Origin of the sequence: Flavobacterium collinsii (assembly GCF_946903285.1) — a bacterium.
In the GTDB taxonomy this organism is placed as follows: domain Bacteria; phylum Bacteroidota; class Bacteroidia; order Flavobacteriales; family Flavobacteriaceae; genus Flavobacterium; species Flavobacterium collinsii.
The window spans coordinates 228,640-246,619 of record NZ_OX336425.1; the positions used below are offsets into that span (position 1 = coordinate 228,640).

The following is a 17,980-nucleotide window of genomic DNA, read 5'->3' on the forward strand; positions in this document are numbered from 1 at the left end:
AAAAAGACATACTGCTACCCAAAAACAAGAGATAAAGTTTGGCAACAGATTTCACAGATTGATATATCAAAAAATCCATTAAAAATCTTTTAATCTGTGGCAAAAAAATTAAGTTTGCCGAATGAAAAAAAGGAAGATACTTTTTCTTGGAGAATCTTATCGTGCTGACGCCATTACGTGGATGAACGGTTTGAAAGAATTTGGCGATTTTGAAATTTGCACCTGGGAACTTCAAACGCCTAACAACTCAAAGTTCAACCGATTCAAACGTATTGTAGAATATCTTTTTTCTCCCCTTTCTATTCGAAAAAAAATCCGACAGGAAAAACCCGATATGGTAATTGCCGAAAGAACCACCAGTTATGGTTTTCTGGCAGCAATTTCCGGAATGCATCCCATTGCAATTGCACAACAAGGCCGAACTGATTTGTGGCCGGAAGACTCAATCCTGCTTCCTTTTAAAAAAATCATTCAGAAACACGCTTTCAAAAAAGCCAATTTAATACACGCCTGGGGGCCTGTGATGACCGTTTCGATGAAAGCGATTGGTGTAGAAATGAGTAAAGTATTAGTACTTCCAAAAGGAATTGACTTATCACTTTTCTCTCCTTCAATCAACAACTCTAATAAAATCGAAGCTATAGTCACACGTTCTTTACAACCCGAATACCGTCATGATTCTATTCTAAAAGCTTTTGGTATTTTACACCAAAAAGGAATCGACTTTTCATTGACCATTGTTGGCGACGGAACCCGACTGCAATCTTTAAAGGAGCTGGCCATAGCACTTCAAATTGAAAGCAAAGTAATTTTCACCAGAAGAATTCCGAATACTGAACTTCCTAAATTATTGCAGCAATCTAACATTTATATCAGCATGCCCATTACCGAAGGCGTATCGGCATCCTTATTTGAAGCGATGGCCTGTAATTGTTACCCTGTAGTTTCCGACATTCCCGGAAATCAAAGTTGGATCAGGCATCGCGAAAACGGACAATTGATTGAAATCGACAATATCGAAATGCTTGCCGAAGAATTGATCTGGTCTTTTGAAAATTCGGAATCCCGCCATCAGGCCATTATTCGAAACAGAAAGTTTGTGGAAGAGAATGCCAATTATAATATTAACATGAAGATTATTTCTGATAGGTATCATGAGTTGCTGGATTTTCGTAAAAATCAACCGCAAACTTCACAAAACTAAGATCAACATAAAGCTTTGTCAACTTTCCATTTTATAAAACCGCATTTATAAAAAATCTTGTGAATTTTATAACACAAAAAAATCACCTTGGATAAGCCAAAGAAACTTTCTTTTGAAAATCATCATAAATCACAAAGTGAAAATTGCTGTTTTCCTGCACAAGAATAACATCACCATACTTTTCTTTTTTTGAAAAGACAACTTTGCAATTAGAAAAATCAATCCGTTTTTCTGAATCAATACAATCTTTTACAATTTCTTCCCGGTTGTTCCCTTTGGTATTATTCCAAACAAAATCATACAATCGCCAATTAAAAGAATCCATCAGTTTATTGTACAAAATTTTATTTTTATCATCTTCCAAAACTCCATTACTTTCAATTAATCGAACTGATTTTGAATCTTTATAAATATAAAAAATCCCTAAATCCCGACTCAAATCTGATTCTAAATTATGAACTTTATTATAATTCCTTGAGGAAGTTTGTTGCAGAATAAAGCGAATATGAGTATCGTCAATTAATATAAAATTACCAAAAGTATTCAGGAAAGTATCATTCCCGCATGAAGGCAAATTTCTACTTATGAATGTTCCATCCAGATTCAATGTCAATAAATGTCCCGAACGATTACTCTCCTCTTGTTTAACCATAGAATATTCTTTAATATCAGAAATTCCAATAATATTATCAATTCTCCAATCTCCAAACATATTAATTTGGGCATTAGAAACGATTGAGAAAAATAGAATCAAAAGAACTGCAACTTTATTCTTAGAAATTGATTTAAACATCACGATATCCTTATAATTTATATCCAAACTTACAAAAAGAAAATATAAAAACACCTTGTAACTTTTCTCCTACCTCAGCGACTTACATTTCATCACATTGTTTAATTTAATCTAATAGAGAAATGAGTAACAGAAGAATCTGGCTAAAACAAATAGGTTTAGGCACAATAGGATTAGGCTTTGGCCAGTTTGAAACCTTTGCCAATGGCACTAATGAATACATTTTACCCGACTTAGCAGACCATTCTCCCATCTTACTCCGCTCCAATGAAAACCCTTACGGTCCGTCTCCAAAAGCGCGATTGGCAATGGCAAAAAGTGTCAACATCAGCAATCGATATGGCTGGAATCTTTCACCGGAACTAATCACTCTCCTGGCAAAAAAGAATACGGTTTCAGACAACAATATCCTTTTGGGTGCTGGCTCCACTGAAATTTTAGATTTAATTCTTCAATATACTGCTCTAAAAAAAGGCAACTTTATATTGGCCGAAACCACATTCGATTACTGGACAGCTCCTGCTGAAAAACTAGGAATAAAAAAAATCACTGTTCCGCTAACCAAAGACAAAAAGCATGATTTACCGGCCATGTTAAATACCATTGATGCCGACACCAAAATGGTTTACATCTGCAACCCAAACAATCCGACAGGAACACTGTGCCAAAGAGAAGAACTGATTGCTTTTATAAGAGAAGCCACCCAAAGAACAATCGTTTTTGTCGATGAAGCTTATATCGATTTTACAGACGAGCCATCGTTAAGTGATTTGGTTGTTTCCAATAAAAACCTGATTATTACCAAAACTTTCTCCAAAATGTACGGCCTCGCAGGTGCCCGCATTGGCTACGCTGTTGCACATTCTACGGTCATTGATGAACTTAGTATTTTAAAATCATCTCCCAATTTATCGATAAGTGTCATTTCTATAGCTGCCGCAATTGCTTCTTTAAATGATGAAGATTTCATTCGTCAGGTACGCACCTCCAATCAGGAAGCCAAAAAATATACCATAGCACAACTTACACAACTCAATTTAACCTGTATTCCTTCTTATTCCAATTTTATTTATTTTTCTTTAGAAAATTACAAAAAAGACTATTTCAAACAATTGCAGGACCACAATATAGTGGGAACCAAAATTTACGAAGAAAATGGCAAGTGGACCAGAATTACAATAGGCACAATGAAAGAAATGCAGCGGTTTATTGAAGCTCTAAAATAAGACGCCTCAAAAAACATTTCCAACGAAGCTTTGTTGTCTTTTATTGGTTGTTATTTTTTAGAAAGCCAATTCAAATAAATTATAATCCTTACTTTTGGAGTCAGAATTAATTCTTCAAAAAAAGCCTTTTATTTATGGAAATCCAATCCAATTTTTCTTTAAAAAACTACAATACTTTTGGCATTGAAGCCAAAGCAAGACAATTTGTTGCCGTACATAGTGTAGCCGAATTGAAAACCATTTTAGAAGAAAATAAAAACGAGCAAAAATTCATTTTAGGCGGAGGAAGCAATATGCTTTTAACGCAGGATATCGATGCTCTTGTTATTCATATTGATTTAAAAGGTAAAAAAATCATCAAAGAAGACGATGATTTTGTCTGGGTTGAAAGTCAGGCCGGCGAAACCTGGCACGATTTTGTACTTTGGACTATCGACAATAATTTTGGAGGTTTGGAAAACATGTCACTCATTCCCGGAAATGTAGGCACTACGCCGGTTCAGAATATCGGTGCTTACGGAACAGAAATCAAAGATACTTTTGTTTCGTGCGAAGCGATGAATATTACCTCTCAGGAAATGAAAACGTTCACCAATGCCGAATGTAAGTTTGGATACAGAGAAAGTATCTTCAAAAACGAAGTAAAAGATCAGTACATCATTACCGCTGTAATTTACAAACTAACAAAACGCAATCATAAAATCAACATTTCTTACGGAGATATTACGGCAGAACTAGCCAAAAACAACATTACTTTTCCAACCTTAAAAGACGTAAGCAATGCTGTAATTGCTATAAGACAGAGCAAATTACCGGATCCAAAAGAATTAGGAAACAGTGGAAGCTTCTTTAAAAATCCGATTGTACTAAAATCCGATTTCGAAAAAATACATCAGAAATTCCCTGAAATGAAATATTACGAAGTTTCAGAAACCGAAGTAAAAGTTCCGGCTGGCTGGTTAATCGAACAAGCTGGTTTCAAAGGAAAACGTTTTGGCGACGCTGGAGTTCATAAAAACCAAGCCTTAGTTTTAGTAAATTACGGAAATGCAACCGGACAGGAAATTTTGGCCGTTTCCAAAGAGGTTCAGAAAACTGTTTTTGATACTTTTGGAATTCAGATTGAAGCAGAAGTCAATGTAATCTAGAAATTAGATCTTTAGATTGTTGTATTTGAACCTTTGTCCCTTTGACCCTCTGAACCTTTGACCCTAAAAAAGAAAAAATGTACACACCAGACTTATACAAAAACGAAGATCCGGAATCGATCCGAACTTTTTTGAAAGAAAATAGTTTTGGCATCCTGATCAATCAGACACACGGAAAATTATGTGCGACACATATTCCGATTGAGCTGGAAGTCAATTCGGATGGGAAAGAGATTTTACAGGGTCATCTTTCCAAACTCAATCCGCAAGCCGAAGGTTTCGCCGAAAACGATCAGGTTCTGGCTGTATTTACAGGTCCGCACAGTTACATTTCATCGTCCTGGTACGATCACGAAAATGTTCCAACCTGGAATTATATCGCTGTACATGTTTACGGACGAATCAAAATTGTCGACGAAGCTACATCAATCGAGCAGCTTAAAAAATTAGTCGACAAATACGAAGTCAATTCCGAAAATCCGGTTCGCGTTGAGAATTTATCAGCACGAACAATGCGTGAAGCCAGAGGTATTTTTGGCTTCGAAATTGAAATCGACGAAATTCAGGCAACCAAAAAACTCTCTCAAAACAGGGACGATCACAATTATAAAAACATAATTTCGGAATTAGAAAAAACCGAAAACCCTCAGGCTATTGCTGTTGCGAAGGAAATGTCAAAATGCCGAAAGTAAATTCATTTTAACCATTGAAAATTACGATTTCATGAGTACATTTGCACTCGCAAGATTCAGAAATTAAAAGACATTAAAATCAGATGCTTATAACTTTATTTTACTTCTTTATTGCTATTGTTTTCATTCAGATTTTCTACTATTTAGGAATTTTTGGAAAGTTTGCTTTCGGCAAACCACAAGAAATAACGCCGAAAAAAATTCCGGTATCCGTTATTGTCTGTGCAAAAAATGAAGAAGAAAATGTTAAGAAATTCATCCCCTTACTTGCAGAACAAAACTATCCTGATTTTGAAATTGTTTTAATCGATGATGCCTCAAGTGATGAAACCCTTGAAGTATTTGAAGAATTCGAAAAGCAGTACAACAATATTCGTTTGGTTAAAGTACAAAACAATGAAGCTTTCTGGGGAAACAAGAAATATGCTTTAACTTTAGGAATCAAAGCTTCAAAAAAAGAATATCTGTTATTTACCGACGCAGATTGTTATCCAACTTCAAAAGAATGGATTACAGCAATGACTTCACAATTCACTATGAACCGAACTATCGTTTTGGGTTATGGTGGTTATGAAAAAATTGAGCGTTCGTTATTAAATAAAATTATCCGTTTTGAAACCGTTTTAACAGCGGTTCAATATTTTTCATGGGCTAAGCTAGGATTCCCATACATGGGAGTGGGACGAAATTTAGCATATAAAAAAGAAGAATTTTTTAATGTAAATGGCTTTATCGAACACATTCAGATTCGTTCGGGCGATGATGATTTGTTTATCAATCAGGCAGCAAACAAAAACAATACAACCATTGCTTACACCCCTGAGAGTTTTACTTACTCTAAACCCAAAGAAACATACAAAGAGTGGTTCACGCAAAAAAGAAGGCATATTTCTACAGCAGAACATTACAAGTCTTTTGACAAAATGCAATTGGGATTGTTTTTTATCTCGCAATTGTTTTTCTTTTTGGCAGCAATCTTATTATTAGCGTTTCAGTTTCAATGGATCGCTGTGTTAGCTATTTTAGCAACACGTTACACTGTAGCATGGACTGTTATAGGATTTTCTGCAGGTAAACTAAAAGAAAATGACCTAAAAGTTTGGTTTCCTGTGGTTGAAATCATCCTTATATTCACACAAATTAATATCTTTATAACTAATATCTTTTCAAAACCGGTATATTGGAAATAAATTCTAAAATAGAAAAAGCGAAAAAAGGCGATCAGATCGCCTTTACTTTTTTATTAGATTATTTCTGGAATGAAGTCTACGGCTTTATGCTAAAACGTACTGAAAATGAAACCATTGCCGAGGATATTACAATCGAGACCTTTTCTAAAGCTTTTGACAAAATAGCCAGTTACAATCCTGAATTCCAGTTCAACACCTGGCTAATTGCCATTGCAAAAAATGTTTATATTGATTTATTACGTAAAAAGAAGACTAGTCTTTTTATAGAAATCACAGACAATGAAGACCAACAGGCTTACAATATTGCCGACCCTACTCCCTCTGCCGAAGACGCTTTAATTAAAGAGCAAAACCTTTCGCGCTTACTTCAATGCATCAAAGAATTAAAACCTCACTACCAGGAGGTCATTCAGCTGCGTTACTTTCAGGAAATGACTTATCAGGAAATAGCCCTGAAAATCAACGAGCCATTAAGTAATGTAAAAGTAAAATTACTTCGCGCTAAAAAATTACTAGCAGAAATCATCGAACGCAACAGATAATTTATTATCTTTAGGTAAAGAACAAAATATCCATGTGTTTTTTCTTAAAAAACCTAATTATTCACATACTAAAACAACAACTCCTGCGTTGTTAGCTAAAACCAAAACCGTACTGCCTATGATTTAATGTTACTTAACCTTAAAATCCATAAATCATGACTAAATCAAACATCTACGAAACCAATTGGACCGATCTTGTTTTCGAAGACAAGAACAAAGAGTACGGCGCGTATCAATTACGCCAGGAGAGTTCAAAAACTACAATTACAGCGCTATTTATGGGATTGCTATTATTGGCAGGTCTGGGAAGTGCGTCGGTGTTGATTAATAAGTTTGGGTCGCATGGCCCTGTAGAAACAGAACCAACTGTTCTTACTGACCCCATAACACCTGTAGATCTAACTCCGATTCAGGTACAACCTGAACCACCAGCTCCAGCTGTACCTCAACAAAGCGCAGCTACGCCACCCGTTACTAGTATACAATTGGTAAATCCGGTTGTGACAACTACAGCCCAGGCTACTCCTGATGTTATTGCACCAAATACAGACAATCATCCTGTAGTTGACAATACAAATGCAGGAACAGGGCCCGTTACTGCAAATCCTATCCCAGGAAATAATGGTGGCGGAGAAGTTAAAACTTCAATAGGCGAAAGTAAAGACCCCGTGAATGTAGCAATCTTAGACAAACTACCAGAATTCCCTGGAGGAATGGCTAAATTTTATACTTACGTAGGAAACAATTTCAACAGACCAGAATTGGATGCAGAAAGAACATTAAAAGTATATGTATCGTTTGTAATCGAAAAAGACGGTTCCATTACTGACATTATGGTAAAAAACGATCCCGGGTACGGAATTGGAAAAGAAGCCATCAGAGTATTGAAATCCTTAAAAACAAAATGGAGTCCGGGTATTTTAAACGGAAATCCCGTTCGAACTGCCTATAATCTTCCAATCACAATAAAAACGGAAGCAGAATAATAAACACGAAAAAGCAGAACTCAGGTTCTGCTTTTTTTAAGCTCTTTTTCGAAAGCGCTTAAAAAAAACAGTTTTTATACACACAGCCACAAAAGAACCAAAACTTTGTGGCTGTGTGACTTTCCTTGAGATCACCAACTGTCTCTTTAAATTCAGTATTGAATTACACTTTTGTGTTTACAAAAACTATTTCCATCCTTTTATTTTTACTTACTTTTACCACTCCTAAAAAGGAAAATCAAATCTATTAAATTTAAAAACTAAAAAATGGGAATATTTTCAGCTATTCTAGGCAACGCTGGCTCTGTTAGTCAGGAGGAGTTATTAAAAAAATACGGGCAGCTTTTAACGGACAGGGAAGAAATCGAAATGGGTTTTAAACTACTTCGTGATACTTTTATCTTCACAAACAAAAGATTAATTCTGGTTGACGTGCAGGGAATAACAGGCAGCAAAACAGAATACAAATCAATTGCCTACAAAAGCATTACACGTTTTAGCGTAGAAACGGCTGGAACATTTGATCTGGATGCCGAACTAAAAATCTGGGTAGCAAGTGAATTACAACCAAGCATTGTAAAACAATTTAACAAATCTGTAAATGTGTACGATGTACAGAAAGTACTTGCATTTCACGTTTTAGGTTAAACCTTATACAGCAAGCCCGACAGATTTTAAAAATCTGTCGGGCTTAGTTATTAGATTAAAAAAGATTATTTTTTCTTTTTAGCAGGTGCTTTCTTAGCTGGAGTTGCTTTTTTTGCCGGAGCAGTATTTACAATTTTTTGCTGTACATACGGCTTATACAAACCATCTTTCTCTGCTCTTTTCTTAGCATCTTCAGCTCTTTGTTTTGAATCCGGGTGTGAACTCATCATCTTATCAATAAATGACGCTTCATTTCCTTCACTCATCTTAGCCAAAATTCTAAAAGCAGATTCTTCGGCATTTACATTGTAACCATTCTTTTTCAGGAAATCATAAGCAAACAAATCAGCCTCAGCTTCTTGCTTGCGACTAAATTTACTGTCGATAATCGCACTTCCGATTTTACCCAACTGGCTATCGGTAACACTTGCAATAGTTGCCGATTGTGAAGCTGCTCCTTCCAGCAAAGCTTCTTTTCTATAGGCAGCTTTAATAGCATCCTGAGAATCATGATTGGCTACGTGTCCAATTTCGTGACCAATTACCGCAAGCAGTTCATTGTCATCCATGATATCCATCAATCCCGAATACACACGTACACTTCCATCGGCAGTTGCAAAAGCATTGACTTCTTTTAATTTATAAACTTTATAGTTTAACGTGTATCCGTCACCCGTTGTATACTTTCCAAAAACTCTGTTTAATCTTAAAGTATACGGGTCAGTAGAAGCTGCAACCTGATTTTCAGCATCCATTTTATCTACAGCTGCTTTTGATAAAGCAGCAGCGTCAGCATTACTAAAAGTAAAACCGCTAACACCTTTTTGAACAGCACTCATCGCTTTTTCACCAAAATTAATCTGCGCATTTACTTTAGTAAAACCAAAAGTGGCAAACAAAACTCCTAATACTATAAATTTCTTTTTCATGTTTTATATGATTACAATTTAACAACAAATGTAGTACAAAGCCAATTCCGTTTTGATTCGGTTTCAACTATTTTTTTAACAAATAAAGATATAAATTTTAAATACGCAAAAATGAGCAGTCAACCAAAATCACTACTCTTATTCAATTTGACAAACAAAAATCAGGTATTTTAATAAGCATCAATGTCTTAAAAATAATAATTTAACACCCTCGCAAGATTATCACCAAAAGTGCGTTATAAAAACTCTGTGCACATCAATACCAAATTAAATCTTAAACGAATCTCCAAATAAACTACATTGCTTATCTTTGTACTTTGAATTTTGATATATGGAAACAGTCATTGAAAATATACCAACGGGAAAACCTAAATGGTTAAAGGTTAAACTTCCTATTGGACAAAAATATACTGAACTACGTGGTTTGGTCGATAAATATAGCCTAAACACTATTTGTACCTCCGGAAGCTGCCCAAATATGGGAGAATGCTGGGGCGAGGGTACAGCCACTTTTATGATTCTGGGAAATGTATGTACTCGTTCCTGCGGATTTTGCGGTGTAAAAACCGGACGCCCTGAAACGGTTGATTGGGACGAGCCTGAAAAAGTAGCGCGTTCTATCAAAATTATGAACATTAAACATGCCGTAATTACCAGTGTGGACAGAGATGATTTAAAAGATGGCGGATCTATTATCTGGATTGAAACTGTAAAAGCAATCCGAAGAATGAATCCTAATACTACTCTTGAAACTTTAATTCCGGATTTTCAGGGAATCGAAAGAAACATCGACCGAATTGTTGAGGCCAATCCTGAGGTCGTTTCACATAACGTTGAAACGGTTCGCCGTTTGACCCGTGAAGTACGTATTCAGGCCAAATACGATCGCAGTCTCGAAGTTTTACGCTACCTGAAAGAAAAAGGAATCAACAGAACCAAATCTGGAATTATGCTGGGTCTTGGAGAAACTGAAGAAGAAGTTTTTCAGACTATGACTGATTTACGAAATGCAAATGTTGACGTTGTTACTATTGGTCAATACCTACAGCCAAGTAAAAAACATTTGCCTGTAAAAGAATTTATAACGCCTGATCAGTTTGCTAAATATGAAAAATTTGGCCTTGAATTAGGTTTCCGTCATGTAGAAAGCGGCCCACTGGTTCGTTCTTCTTACAAAGCACAAAAACACATTTTATAAAAAAGTCTAACCGTTTATTTGTTAAATCGTTTAATCGTAAGTACGGTTAAACCAATCGACGATTAAACGATGTAACAAACAACCGAAAGCTTGAAAACAAGAATTGCTATAAACGGTTTTGGAAGAATCGGCCGAAATTTATTTCGCTTACTTTTAAACCATCCTGAAATTGAAGTAGTTGCCATCAACGACATCGCCGATAACAAAACCATGTCGCATTTAATAAAATACGACAGTATTCATGGAGTCTTACCTTTTAAAGTCAGTCATGACGAAGAAGGAATTATTGTTGACGGAAAACACTTTTTCTTTTTTCACGAAAAAAGCATTTCCAATCTGGACTGGAAACGTCACGACATCGATCTTGTAATTGAATCAACAGGAAAGTACAAAACGCACGAGGAATTAAACGCCCATATTGAAGCCGGTGCCAAAAAAGTAATTCTTTCGGCGCCATCAGAAGTTGACACCATTAAAACAGTAGTTTTAGGGGTTAACGAAATGATTCTGGACGGCAGTGAAAACATTGTTTCGAATGCAAGCTGTACGACAAACAATGCGGCTCCTATGATCAAAATCATCGATGAATTGTGTGGAATTGAACAAGCCTATATCACAACCATACACTCTTACACCACAGATCAGAGTCTTCACGACCAGCCACATAAGGACTTACGTCGTGCGAGAGGTGCAAGTCAGTCGATTGTTCCAACAACAACAGGTGCAGCTAAGGCATTAACAAAAATTTTCCCTAACTTGCATCATAAAATCGGAGGGTGCGGAATTCGCGTTCCCGTTCCAGATGGTTCTTTAACAGATATCACATTTAATGTAAAACGCGCTGTTACGATTGAAGAAATAAATAAAGCATTTGAAGAAGCCTCAAAAACAAATTTAAAAGGAATATTAGATTACACTGAAGATCCAATTGTTTCAGTTGATGTAATTGGCAATACGCATTCGTGTTTGTTTGATGCTCAATTAACTTCGGTTATTGACAAAATGGTAAAAGTTGTGGGCTGGTACGATAACGAAATTGGCTACTCATCAAGATTGATCGATTTGATTTTACTAATAAGAAAAACTTAAAGATTCATTGTAAAAGCATAGCCATACATGAAACACTATCTTTTTATTGTTGTTTGTCTATTAAATTCGTTTTTGTACTCTCAAGCTAAAAAGAGTACAGACAGTGTCTTCTATTACAACAAATTAACAGACGCCAGTCTCAGCAATAAAAATTACGGCAAAGCTATTTTTTACACCAAAAAGTCTATTGACTTTTGCGAAACAAACGATAAAGTCGAAAACCTCGCTAATCAAACTTTTAAGCTTGGGAAGATTTATTACAGCCAAAAAAATTATGAAGAAGCCCTGAAAAACTTTCATCGAAGTGTTTTTCTATTTCAAAATACAAAACCAACCTGCACCAAAGCTCTGGCTTTACATTATATTGGTTTGACAAATACTGTAAAAGGCAATTACCAGGCAGCGGAAATCTATTACAAGAAAACAGAAGAGCTTTTAAACCAATTAAAAATTAAAGATCCGGCCGAAGTATTAAGCTATCAGAAAGCGATAGCCTTAAAAAACAACAAAAATCTGCCCTTAGCAGCCCAATCTTTTCGAAAAATAACACAGGAAACAGACCTTCCGGCAAACATAAAAGCCAAAATCGATTCCTACTACCAACTTGGTTTAATTGAAACACAACTCAAACGAAATGATTCCGCTATTGTTTATTTCAACAATGCTTTAAGCTATAATGCCAAAACCAATAACCTGGCTCAAAAATCAAAAATCATCTTAGCGATCAGTCAGTACTACAGACAAAATAAAAATTTTGACCTAGCCTACTCCTATCTGGAAGAACATTATCAATTAGAGAATTACATCTTAAAGTTAAAAAACAACAAAACGGATCGGAATGAATTTGAAAAATTCAAAAAGAACGAATCCTTAAAAGACAGTATTAAAAAGGAAAGCGAAGAAAAAATCCAGTTAAAAACCTATCGCTATTCTAAACTGGTGAGTATATTAGCGATTGCCCTCATTTCGATTTTGTCTCTTTTGAGTCTGGCTTTGTACAAAAACAACATTATACGAAATCAAAACAACTTACTTCTGAGAGAAAAAAACAAAGAGCTCATACTGGCCAAAAATAAAGCGGAAAAAGCATCGAAAGCGAGATCCGAATTTTTATCAACGGTAAGTCATGAACTGCGGACGCCATTAAACGCCATTAATGGAATTACCCACTTGTTACTCGAAGACAATCCTAAAAAAACACAATTAAAATATTTAGAATCGTTGAAATTCTCAGGAAATTACCTGACCACTTTTATCAATGAAATCCTGGAAATTAATAAAATCGATTCCACAAAAGTTGAAATAGAGAACATTAGCTTCAATCTTAAAGAGTTACTCTTTAATATTCAGAGTTCTTTAAAGGAATTAGCGACAGCCAACAAAAACTACTTTAACCTTGAAATAGATGAAAGCATCCCCGATAATTTAATTGGAGATCCGACAAAACTGTCTCAGATCATTCTGAACTTAATCAACAATGCTCTAAAATTTACTCAAAACGGACATGTGAGTGTCATCGCAAAATTATTCGAGCTGGAAGGCGACAATGCAACCGTTTACTTTGAGATTGTTGACACCGGAATTGGCATCCCCGAAGACAAGCTTCAAACTGTTTTTGAAAGCTTTTCGCAAGGGTCCATAGAAGTAAACAGAAAATACGGCGGAACCGGCCTCGGACTTACAATTGTCAAAAAACTAATTGAACTTTTGGGTGGAGAAATCAAACTAAAAAGTGAAGTTGGCAAAGGTTCAACTTTTACATTCAAATTAAACTTTAAGATTAACAAAGAGCAATTGAAAACTATTGAAGAAATAAAACCATATAACGATACGCAATTAAAAAACAAATCGATTCTACTGATTGAGGACAACAAAATCAATCAGATGATTACTCGAAAAATGCTCGAGAACAAAGACATTACCTGCGAAATTATCGACAATGGTGAGGATGCCGTTGAGCTTTTAAAAGTAAAACGTTTTGATATGATCCTAATGGATGTTCACTTACCGGGAATCAACGGAACTACAGCTACAAAATTAATCAGAGAGTTTGACAAAACAACTCCGATTATAGCACTTACTGCTATTTCGCTTGATGAAAACAGAGATATGCTACTATCTTATGGCATGAACGATGTTATTACGAAACCATTTGTTCCAGACGAATTTTACAGCATTATATCCCGATTTTTCTAACGTCAATACTTTCTTAAGACGGTAAATTTGTTTTTACATACTCAAGAACGGTGGTGTCAAAATTTTGCTGGTGCTTGATAAATGTACTTTTGATAGGAAGGTAATACAAACCCGAAATCAATTTTGAATCTTTTAGACGTACATAATCTTTCTCGGTCGTAATAACCCTTTTATTCTGTGCCTTATTCTGAATTGTTTCTAAATCAGCATCCGAGAAATGATGATGATCCGGAAAAGTCAGGCATTCATCTTTTTCATTTTTTAAATAATCGAAAAACGGACTTGGTTTTGCAATTCCGGCTAAAAGTAATTTTGATTCTGATTTAACAATACTTACAGCCATTTTCTCATCTATACCATAAATAAAATCATCATAATCAATAAAAGTAAAATAAAGCTGTTGGGAACATTTGAGCTTTAACTTCAATCTGATTTCCTCCTGTTTTTGCTCCGATAGCTCTTTTGGACATTTTGTGATCACCACAATATCAGCTCTTTTGGCCCCACTTCTACTCTCGCGAAGATTTCCAGTTGGCAGCATAAAATCATCAGCATACAAATCATCAAAAGAACTTAATAAAATATAAAACCCGGCTTTTACTTTTCGGTGTTGGTAAGCGTCATCTAACAAAATTACCTGCGGTTTTTCAGTTTGCGAAAGCAATTGCGTGATTCCGTTTCTTCTATTGGCATCAACAGCTACCTGAATATTTTGGAATTTCTGATAAAACTGAAAGGGTTCATCTCCCAAAATTTCAGCGTTAGAAGTTTCACTGGCCAATACATAACCTTCTGATTTTCGTTTGTAACCACGGCTTAAAGTAGCCACTTTATAACGATCCGATAATAATCGGATAAGATATTCTATTTGGGGTGTTTTACCTGTTCCCCCAACACTAAGATTTCCAACTGCAATAACCGGAATATCAAATGAAGTAGATTTTAAAATTCCTTTATCAAAAAGAAAATTTCTTACACTAGTAATCAATCCGTACAAAATCGCGAACGGGAAAAGTATTTTTCTAAGTACATTCATTTTACGAAAGTATAATATTTTTCGTTAATTTGTTTTATGAATCTGTTTCAGGTTCGACGTTTCAAGTTTTCCCCTCAACAGGAGACTTGAAACAAATAAAACCCGAAACTTCAAACAAAAAGCAAAAATGAAAATCAAAGATATAATAGTAGTCCTGGAAGAAATGGCTCCTTTGGCTTATGCCGAAGATTTTGACAATGTAGGACTCCTAGTTGGCAATACCGAAACTGAAAGTACAGGAGTTTTAGTTTGCCACGATGCATTAGAATCTGTTATTGAGGAAGCAATTGCCAAAAATTGTAATCTGGTGGTTTGTTTTCACCCTATTTTATTCTCCGGAATTAAAAAAATCACAGGTAAAAATTATGTAGAACGTGCCATTTTAAAAGCAATCAAAAACGACATCGCGATTTATGCCGTCCATACGGCGTTAGACAACCATTCTCAAGGGGTTAATAAAATATTCTGTGATGCATTGGGCTTAATCAACACAAAGGTTCTGATTCCGAAACAAAATTTCATTCAAAAATTAGTCACCTATACCACTCCCGAAAATTCCGAAAAAGTTAGAAATGCAATGTTTGAGGCAGGTGCCGGAACGATTGGAAATTATGACAATTGCAGTTTTAACACAGAAGGTTTTTTTACTTTTCAGGGAAATGAAAACAGCAATCCGGTCATTGGAGAAAAAGGAAAATTACACACAGGAGCCGAAATAAAAATTGAAGTTATTTTTGAAAAACATTTACAATCAAAAATTCTGAAAGCACTTTTTTCCAGTCATATCTATGAAGAAGTTGCCTATGAAATTTACGACATACAAAACGCACATCAAACTATTGGACTGGGAATGATTGGCGAATTTGAAACAGAAATGAATGAAAAGGACTTTCTGCTTTTTGTAAAAGATAAAATGATTGCTGACGGAATTCGTCATTCAGCCTTTTTAGGCAAAAAAATCAAGAAAGTAGCCGTTCTGGGGGGCTCTGGGAGTTTCGCCATAAAAAATGCCATTCAAAGCGGAGCCGATGCTTTTTTGACTGCCGATTTAAAATACCATCAGTTTTATGAAGCAGAAAATCGTCTACTTTTAGCCGATATTGGTCATTTTGAGAGCGAACGGTATACAAAAAACTATATTGTTGATTATCTTCGAAAAAAAATCCTTAATTTTGCAATCATTTTATCAGAAGAAAATACAAATCCAGTTAAGTACTTATAGAATATGGCGAATACGAAAGAATTAAGTGTTGAGGACAAGTTAAGAGCAATATACGATTTACAGCTTATTGACTCCCGAATTGACGAAATCAGAAACGTAAGAGGAGAACTTCCTTTAGAAGTAGAGGATTTAGAGGATGAAGTTGCAGGTTTAAGCACGCGTTCAGAGAAACTGAAAAGTGAACTTGAAGTGATTGAGGATCTTATCAAAGCAAAGAAAAACGCTATTGATGAGCACAAAGAGGTTATCAAAAAATACACAAAACAACAAGAATCAGTTCGTAATAACAGAGAATTTAATTCTTTGACTAAAGAGGTTGAATTTCAGGAATTAGAAATTCAATTGGCTGAAAAGCAAATCAAAGAAATGAAAGCTTCTATCGAACATAAAAAAGAAGTTATTTCTAATTTAAAAGAAAAACTTGACGCAAAAAGTTCTCATTTAAAACATAAAAAATCTGAACTAGATGCAATTATGTCTGAAACTCAAAAAGAAGAAATCTTCTTAACAGAGAAATCTGCTGAGTATTCAGGTCAAATTGAAGAGAGATTATTAGCTGCTTATGTAAGAATCAGAAGTAGTGTTCGTAACGGTTTAGCAGTTGTATCTATCGAAAGAGGAGCTTCAGCAGGATCATTCTTTACAATTCCACCACAAACTCAGGTAGAAATTGCTTCAAGAAAGAAAATCATTACTGATGAGCACTCTGGAAGAATTTTAGTTGACAGCGCTTTAGCTGAAGAAGAAAAAGAAAAAATGGAACAATTGTTCTCTAAATTCTAAATACAAGTCCCGATCCAATCGGGACTTTTTTTTTGCCGTTAAACGGTATTTTTTCTCGCCACGAATTACACAAATTTCGCCAATTTCTCTTTTGACACATTAAAGAATAAAAATTCGTGGTAAATTTGTGTAATTCGTGGCGAAGCTTTTTTAGATCGATTCCCGAATATTATTTTTATCACTAAATTATTTGTTTTGGGAATTAAAAAAGGAATACGTTTCATCACATTAAAATCGGTCGGATCTTATATTAACTTTTTAAGTTACGTTCGCCCACAAAAAGCCGTTGAGCTTTCTTATGCACTTTTCAGTCAGCCCAGAATTGGAAGACTTCAGAAGGACAGCCTGCCCAAAGTATTAAGAAATACCGAAACAGAAACGTTTCACCATAACGAACATCATTTTCAAACCTATATCTGGAAAGGTAACGAAACCAAAATATTGCTTGTTCACGGCTGGGAAAGTAATGCTTCCCGCTGGAAAAAAACACTACCACACCTACAAAAGTCAGGAAGTACCATCATTGCTATTGATGCTCCTGCTCACGGACAAAGCAGCGGTAAAGAATTTAACGTTCCACTTTATGCCGAATTTATCAACAAGGCTGTAGAAAAATACCAGCCCACCATTATTATCGGTCATTCTATTGGGGGGGCTGCCTGCGTTTACCACCAATATTTATTTCCCAACACCAGTATAAACAAAATGGTTGTTCTTGGTGCTCCATCTGACCTAAAAACACTGATTGATAATTATATCTCAATGTTGAGTTTAAACACCAAAATGTTTACCCTTTTAGAAGGTAAATTCATGAATCGCTTCAATTTTAAACTTGAAGATTTTTCAGGACAACGGTTTGCCTCCCAATTTAATGTTTCGGGTCTAATCGCACACGACACTACAGATAAGATCGTTGCTTTTGAAGAAGGAAAAAAAATTGCCAGCAATTGGAAAAACAGTCAGTTTATTGAAACTAAAGGCCTCGGCCACGGAATGCATGACGACGAATTGTATCAAAAGGTTATTGAGTTTTTGTTTTCTGCTAAGCAATAGTGCTAAGGTACTGAGGTTCTAAGAAACAAAGGTCCAGAGAGGCAA

17 protein-coding genes are annotated in these 17,980 nt (G+C 35.4%); 14 read left to right on the forward strand and 3 right to left on the reverse strand.

What is annotated here, in order from left to right:
• Window positions 1-121: 121 nt before the first annotated feature.
• Window positions 122-1,204: a glycosyltransferase gene (locus OGZ34_RS01035; RefSeq protein ID WP_263361897.1), complete on the forward strand. Its 1,083-nt coding sequence runs from the start codon at window positions 122-124 to the stop codon at window positions 1,202-1,204.
• An 82-nt stretch (window positions 1,205-1,286) separates the two neighbouring features.
• Here OGZ34_RS01035 and OGZ34_RS01040 read toward each other — a convergent pair whose 3' ends face one another.
• Window positions 1,287-1,997 (reverse strand): hypothetical protein, encoded by a 711-nt coding sequence (locus OGZ34_RS01040; RefSeq protein WP_173964394.1) that lies wholly within the window; start codon window positions 1,995-1,997, stop codon window positions 1,287-1,289.
• A 122-nt stretch (window positions 1,998-2,119) separates the two neighbouring features.
• On the opposite strand from OGZ34_RS01040, the gene hisC reads away from it, so the two are divergent.
• The 7 genes from hisC to OGZ34_RS01075 all read left to right on the forward strand — a co-directional run bounded on the left by hisC (window position 2,120) and on the right by OGZ34_RS01075 (window position 8,429).
• Window positions 2,120-3,223: a histidinol-phosphate transaminase gene (hisC, locus tag OGZ34_RS01045; RefSeq protein WP_263361898.1), complete on the forward strand. Its 1,104-nt coding sequence runs from the start codon at window positions 2,120-2,122 to the stop codon at window positions 3,221-3,223.
• A gap of 134 nt (window positions 3,224-3,357) precedes the next feature.
• Window positions 3,358-4,371, forward strand: a complete 1,014-nt coding sequence (gene murB, locus OGZ34_RS01050; protein ID WP_263361899.1) for a UDP-N-acetylmuramate dehydrogenase — start codon at window positions 3,358-3,360, stop codon at window positions 4,369-4,371.
• Between the two features lie 77 nt (window positions 4,372-4,448).
• Entirely contained in the window at window positions 4,449-5,063 is a 615-nt protein-coding gene (locus OGZ34_RS01055; protein ID WP_173964397.1) for an FMN-binding negative transcriptional regulator, read from the forward strand.
• Window positions 5,064-5,146: 83 nt separating this feature from the next.
• Window positions 5,147-6,253: a glycosyltransferase gene (locus OGZ34_RS01060; RefSeq protein WP_173964398.1), complete on the forward strand. Its 1,107-nt coding sequence runs from the start codon at window positions 5,147-5,149 to the stop codon at window positions 6,251-6,253.
• Window positions 6,244-6,795 carry an RNA polymerase sigma factor gene (locus OGZ34_RS01065; RefSeq protein WP_173964399.1) on the forward strand — a complete coding sequence of 184 codons (552 nt, stop codon included), beginning with the start codon at window positions 6,244-6,246 and terminating at the stop codon, window positions 6,793-6,795. The genes OGZ34_RS01060 and OGZ34_RS01065 overlap by 10 nt, the downstream gene beginning before the upstream one ends.
• A gap of 155 nt (window positions 6,796-6,950) precedes the next feature.
• Complete coding sequence (locus OGZ34_RS01070) at window positions 6,951-7,781, forward strand: energy transducer TonB (protein ID WP_173964400.1); 831 nt, start codon at window positions 6,951-6,953, stop codon at window positions 7,779-7,781.
• Window positions 7,782-8,048: 267 nt separating this feature from the next.
• A complete protein-coding gene (locus OGZ34_RS01075; RefSeq protein ID WP_173964401.1) occupies window positions 8,049-8,429 on the forward strand; it encodes a PH domain-containing protein in 381 nt (126 codons plus the stop codon).
• 65 nt (window positions 8,430-8,494) lie between these two features.
• On the opposite strand, the gene OGZ34_RS01080 is transcribed toward OGZ34_RS01075, so the two are convergent.
• Window positions 8,495-9,358 carry a M48 family metalloprotease gene (locus OGZ34_RS01080; RefSeq protein ID WP_173964402.1) on the reverse strand — a complete coding sequence of 288 codons (864 nt, stop codon included), beginning with the start codon at window positions 9,356-9,358 and terminating at the stop codon, window positions 8,495-8,497.
• A 331-nt stretch (window positions 9,359-9,689) separates the two neighbouring features.
• Here OGZ34_RS01080 and lipA point away from each other — a divergent pair, with 331 nt between their 5' ends.
• The 3 genes from lipA to OGZ34_RS01095 all read left to right on the forward strand — a co-directional run bounded on the left by lipA (window position 9,690) and on the right by OGZ34_RS01095 (window position 13,841).
• Window positions 9,690-10,556, forward strand: a complete 867-nt coding sequence (gene lipA, locus OGZ34_RS01085; protein WP_047774095.1) for a lipoyl synthase — start codon at window positions 9,690-9,692, stop codon at window positions 10,554-10,556.
• 90 nt (window positions 10,557-10,646) lie between these two features.
• Window positions 10,647-11,645 carry a type I glyceraldehyde-3-phosphate dehydrogenase gene (gene gap / locus OGZ34_RS01090; protein WP_173964403.1) on the forward strand — a complete coding sequence of 333 codons (999 nt, stop codon included), beginning with the start codon at window positions 10,647-10,649 and terminating at the stop codon, window positions 11,643-11,645.
• Window positions 11,646-11,672: 27 nt separating this feature from the next.
• Window positions 11,673-13,841, forward strand: coding sequence for a tetratricopeptide repeat-containing hybrid sensor histidine kinase/response regulator (locus OGZ34_RS01095; protein WP_173964404.1), 2,169 nt, complete (start codon window positions 11,673-11,675; stop codon window positions 13,839-13,841).
• A 13-nt stretch (window positions 13,842-13,854) separates the two neighbouring features.
• Here OGZ34_RS01095 and lpxK read toward each other — a convergent pair whose 3' ends face one another.
• Window positions 13,855-14,877 (reverse strand): tetraacyldisaccharide 4'-kinase, encoded by a 1,023-nt coding sequence (gene lpxK, locus OGZ34_RS01100; RefSeq protein WP_173964405.1) that lies wholly within the window; start codon window positions 14,875-14,877, stop codon window positions 13,855-13,857.
• Window positions 14,878-15,004: 127 nt separating this feature from the next.
• Here lpxK and OGZ34_RS01105 point away from each other — a divergent pair, with 127 nt between their 5' ends.
• The 3 genes from OGZ34_RS01105 (at window position 15,005) to OGZ34_RS01115 (ending at window position 17,935) form a co-directional block, all read left to right on the forward strand.
• Entirely contained in the window at window positions 15,005-16,099 is a 1,095-nt protein-coding gene (locus tag OGZ34_RS01105) for a Nif3-like dinuclear metal center hexameric protein (RefSeq protein ID WP_173964406.1), read from the forward strand.
• 3 nt (window positions 16,100-16,102) lie between these two features.
• Window positions 16,103-16,882 carry a zinc ribbon domain-containing protein gene (locus OGZ34_RS01110; protein ID WP_173964407.1) on the forward strand — a complete coding sequence of 260 codons (780 nt, stop codon included), beginning with the start codon at window positions 16,103-16,105 and terminating at the stop codon, window positions 16,880-16,882.
• Between the two features lie 195 nt (window positions 16,883-17,077).
• On the forward strand, window positions 17,078-17,935 hold the full coding sequence (locus OGZ34_RS01115; protein WP_263361900.1) for an alpha/beta fold hydrolase: 858 nt from the start codon (window positions 17,078-17,080) through the stop codon (window positions 17,933-17,935).
• The last annotated feature ends 45 nt before the right edge of the window (window positions 17,936-17,980 follow it).

Bases quoted from the DNA above. Each gene is read 5' to 3' on its own strand.
- OGZ34_RS01035 (WP_263361897.1), top strand. From the start codon at position 122: ATGAAAAAAAGGAAGATACTTTTTCTTGGAGAATCTTATCGTGCTGAC.
- OGZ34_RS01040 (WP_173964394.1), bottom strand. From the start codon at position 1,997: ATGTTTAAATCAATTTCTAAGAATAAAGTTGCAGTTCTTTTGATTCTA.
- hisC (WP_263361898.1), top strand. From the start codon at position 2,120: ATGAGTAACAGAAGAATCTGGCTAAAACAAATAGGTTTAGGCACAATA.
- murB (WP_263361899.1), top strand. From the start codon at position 3,358: ATGGAAATCCAATCCAATTTTTCTTTAAAAAACTACAATACTTTTGGC.
- OGZ34_RS01055 (WP_173964397.1), top strand. From the start codon at position 4,449: ATGTACACACCAGACTTATACAAAAACGAAGATCCGGAATCGATCCGA.
- OGZ34_RS01060 (WP_173964398.1), top strand. From the start codon at position 5,147: ATGCTTATAACTTTATTTTACTTCTTTATTGCTATTGTTTTCATTCAG.
- OGZ34_RS01070 (WP_173964400.1), top strand. From the start codon at position 6,951: ATGACTAAATCAAACATCTACGAAACCAATTGGACCGATCTTGTTTTC.
- OGZ34_RS01075 (WP_173964401.1), top strand. From the start codon at position 8,049: ATGGGAATATTTTCAGCTATTCTAGGCAACGCTGGCTCTGTTAGTCAG.
- OGZ34_RS01080 (WP_173964402.1), bottom strand. From the start codon at position 9,358: ATGAAAAAGAAATTTATAGTATTAGGAGTTTTGTTTGCCACTTTTGGT.
- lipA (WP_047774095.1), top strand. From the start codon at position 9,690: ATGGAAACAGTCATTGAAAATATACCAACGGGAAAACCTAAATGGTTA.
- OGZ34_RS01095 (WP_173964404.1), top strand. From the start codon at position 11,673: ATGAAACACTATCTTTTTATTGTTGTTTGTCTATTAAATTCGTTTTTG.
- lpxK (WP_173964405.1), bottom strand. From the start codon at position 14,877: ATGAATGTACTTAGAAAAATACTTTTCCCGTTCGCGATTTTGTACGGA.
- OGZ34_RS01105 (WP_173964406.1), top strand. From the start codon at position 15,005: ATGAAAATCAAAGATATAATAGTAGTCCTGGAAGAAATGGCTCCTTTG.
- OGZ34_RS01110 (WP_173964407.1), top strand. From the start codon at position 16,103: ATGGCGAATACGAAAGAATTAAGTGTTGAGGACAAGTTAAGAGCAATA.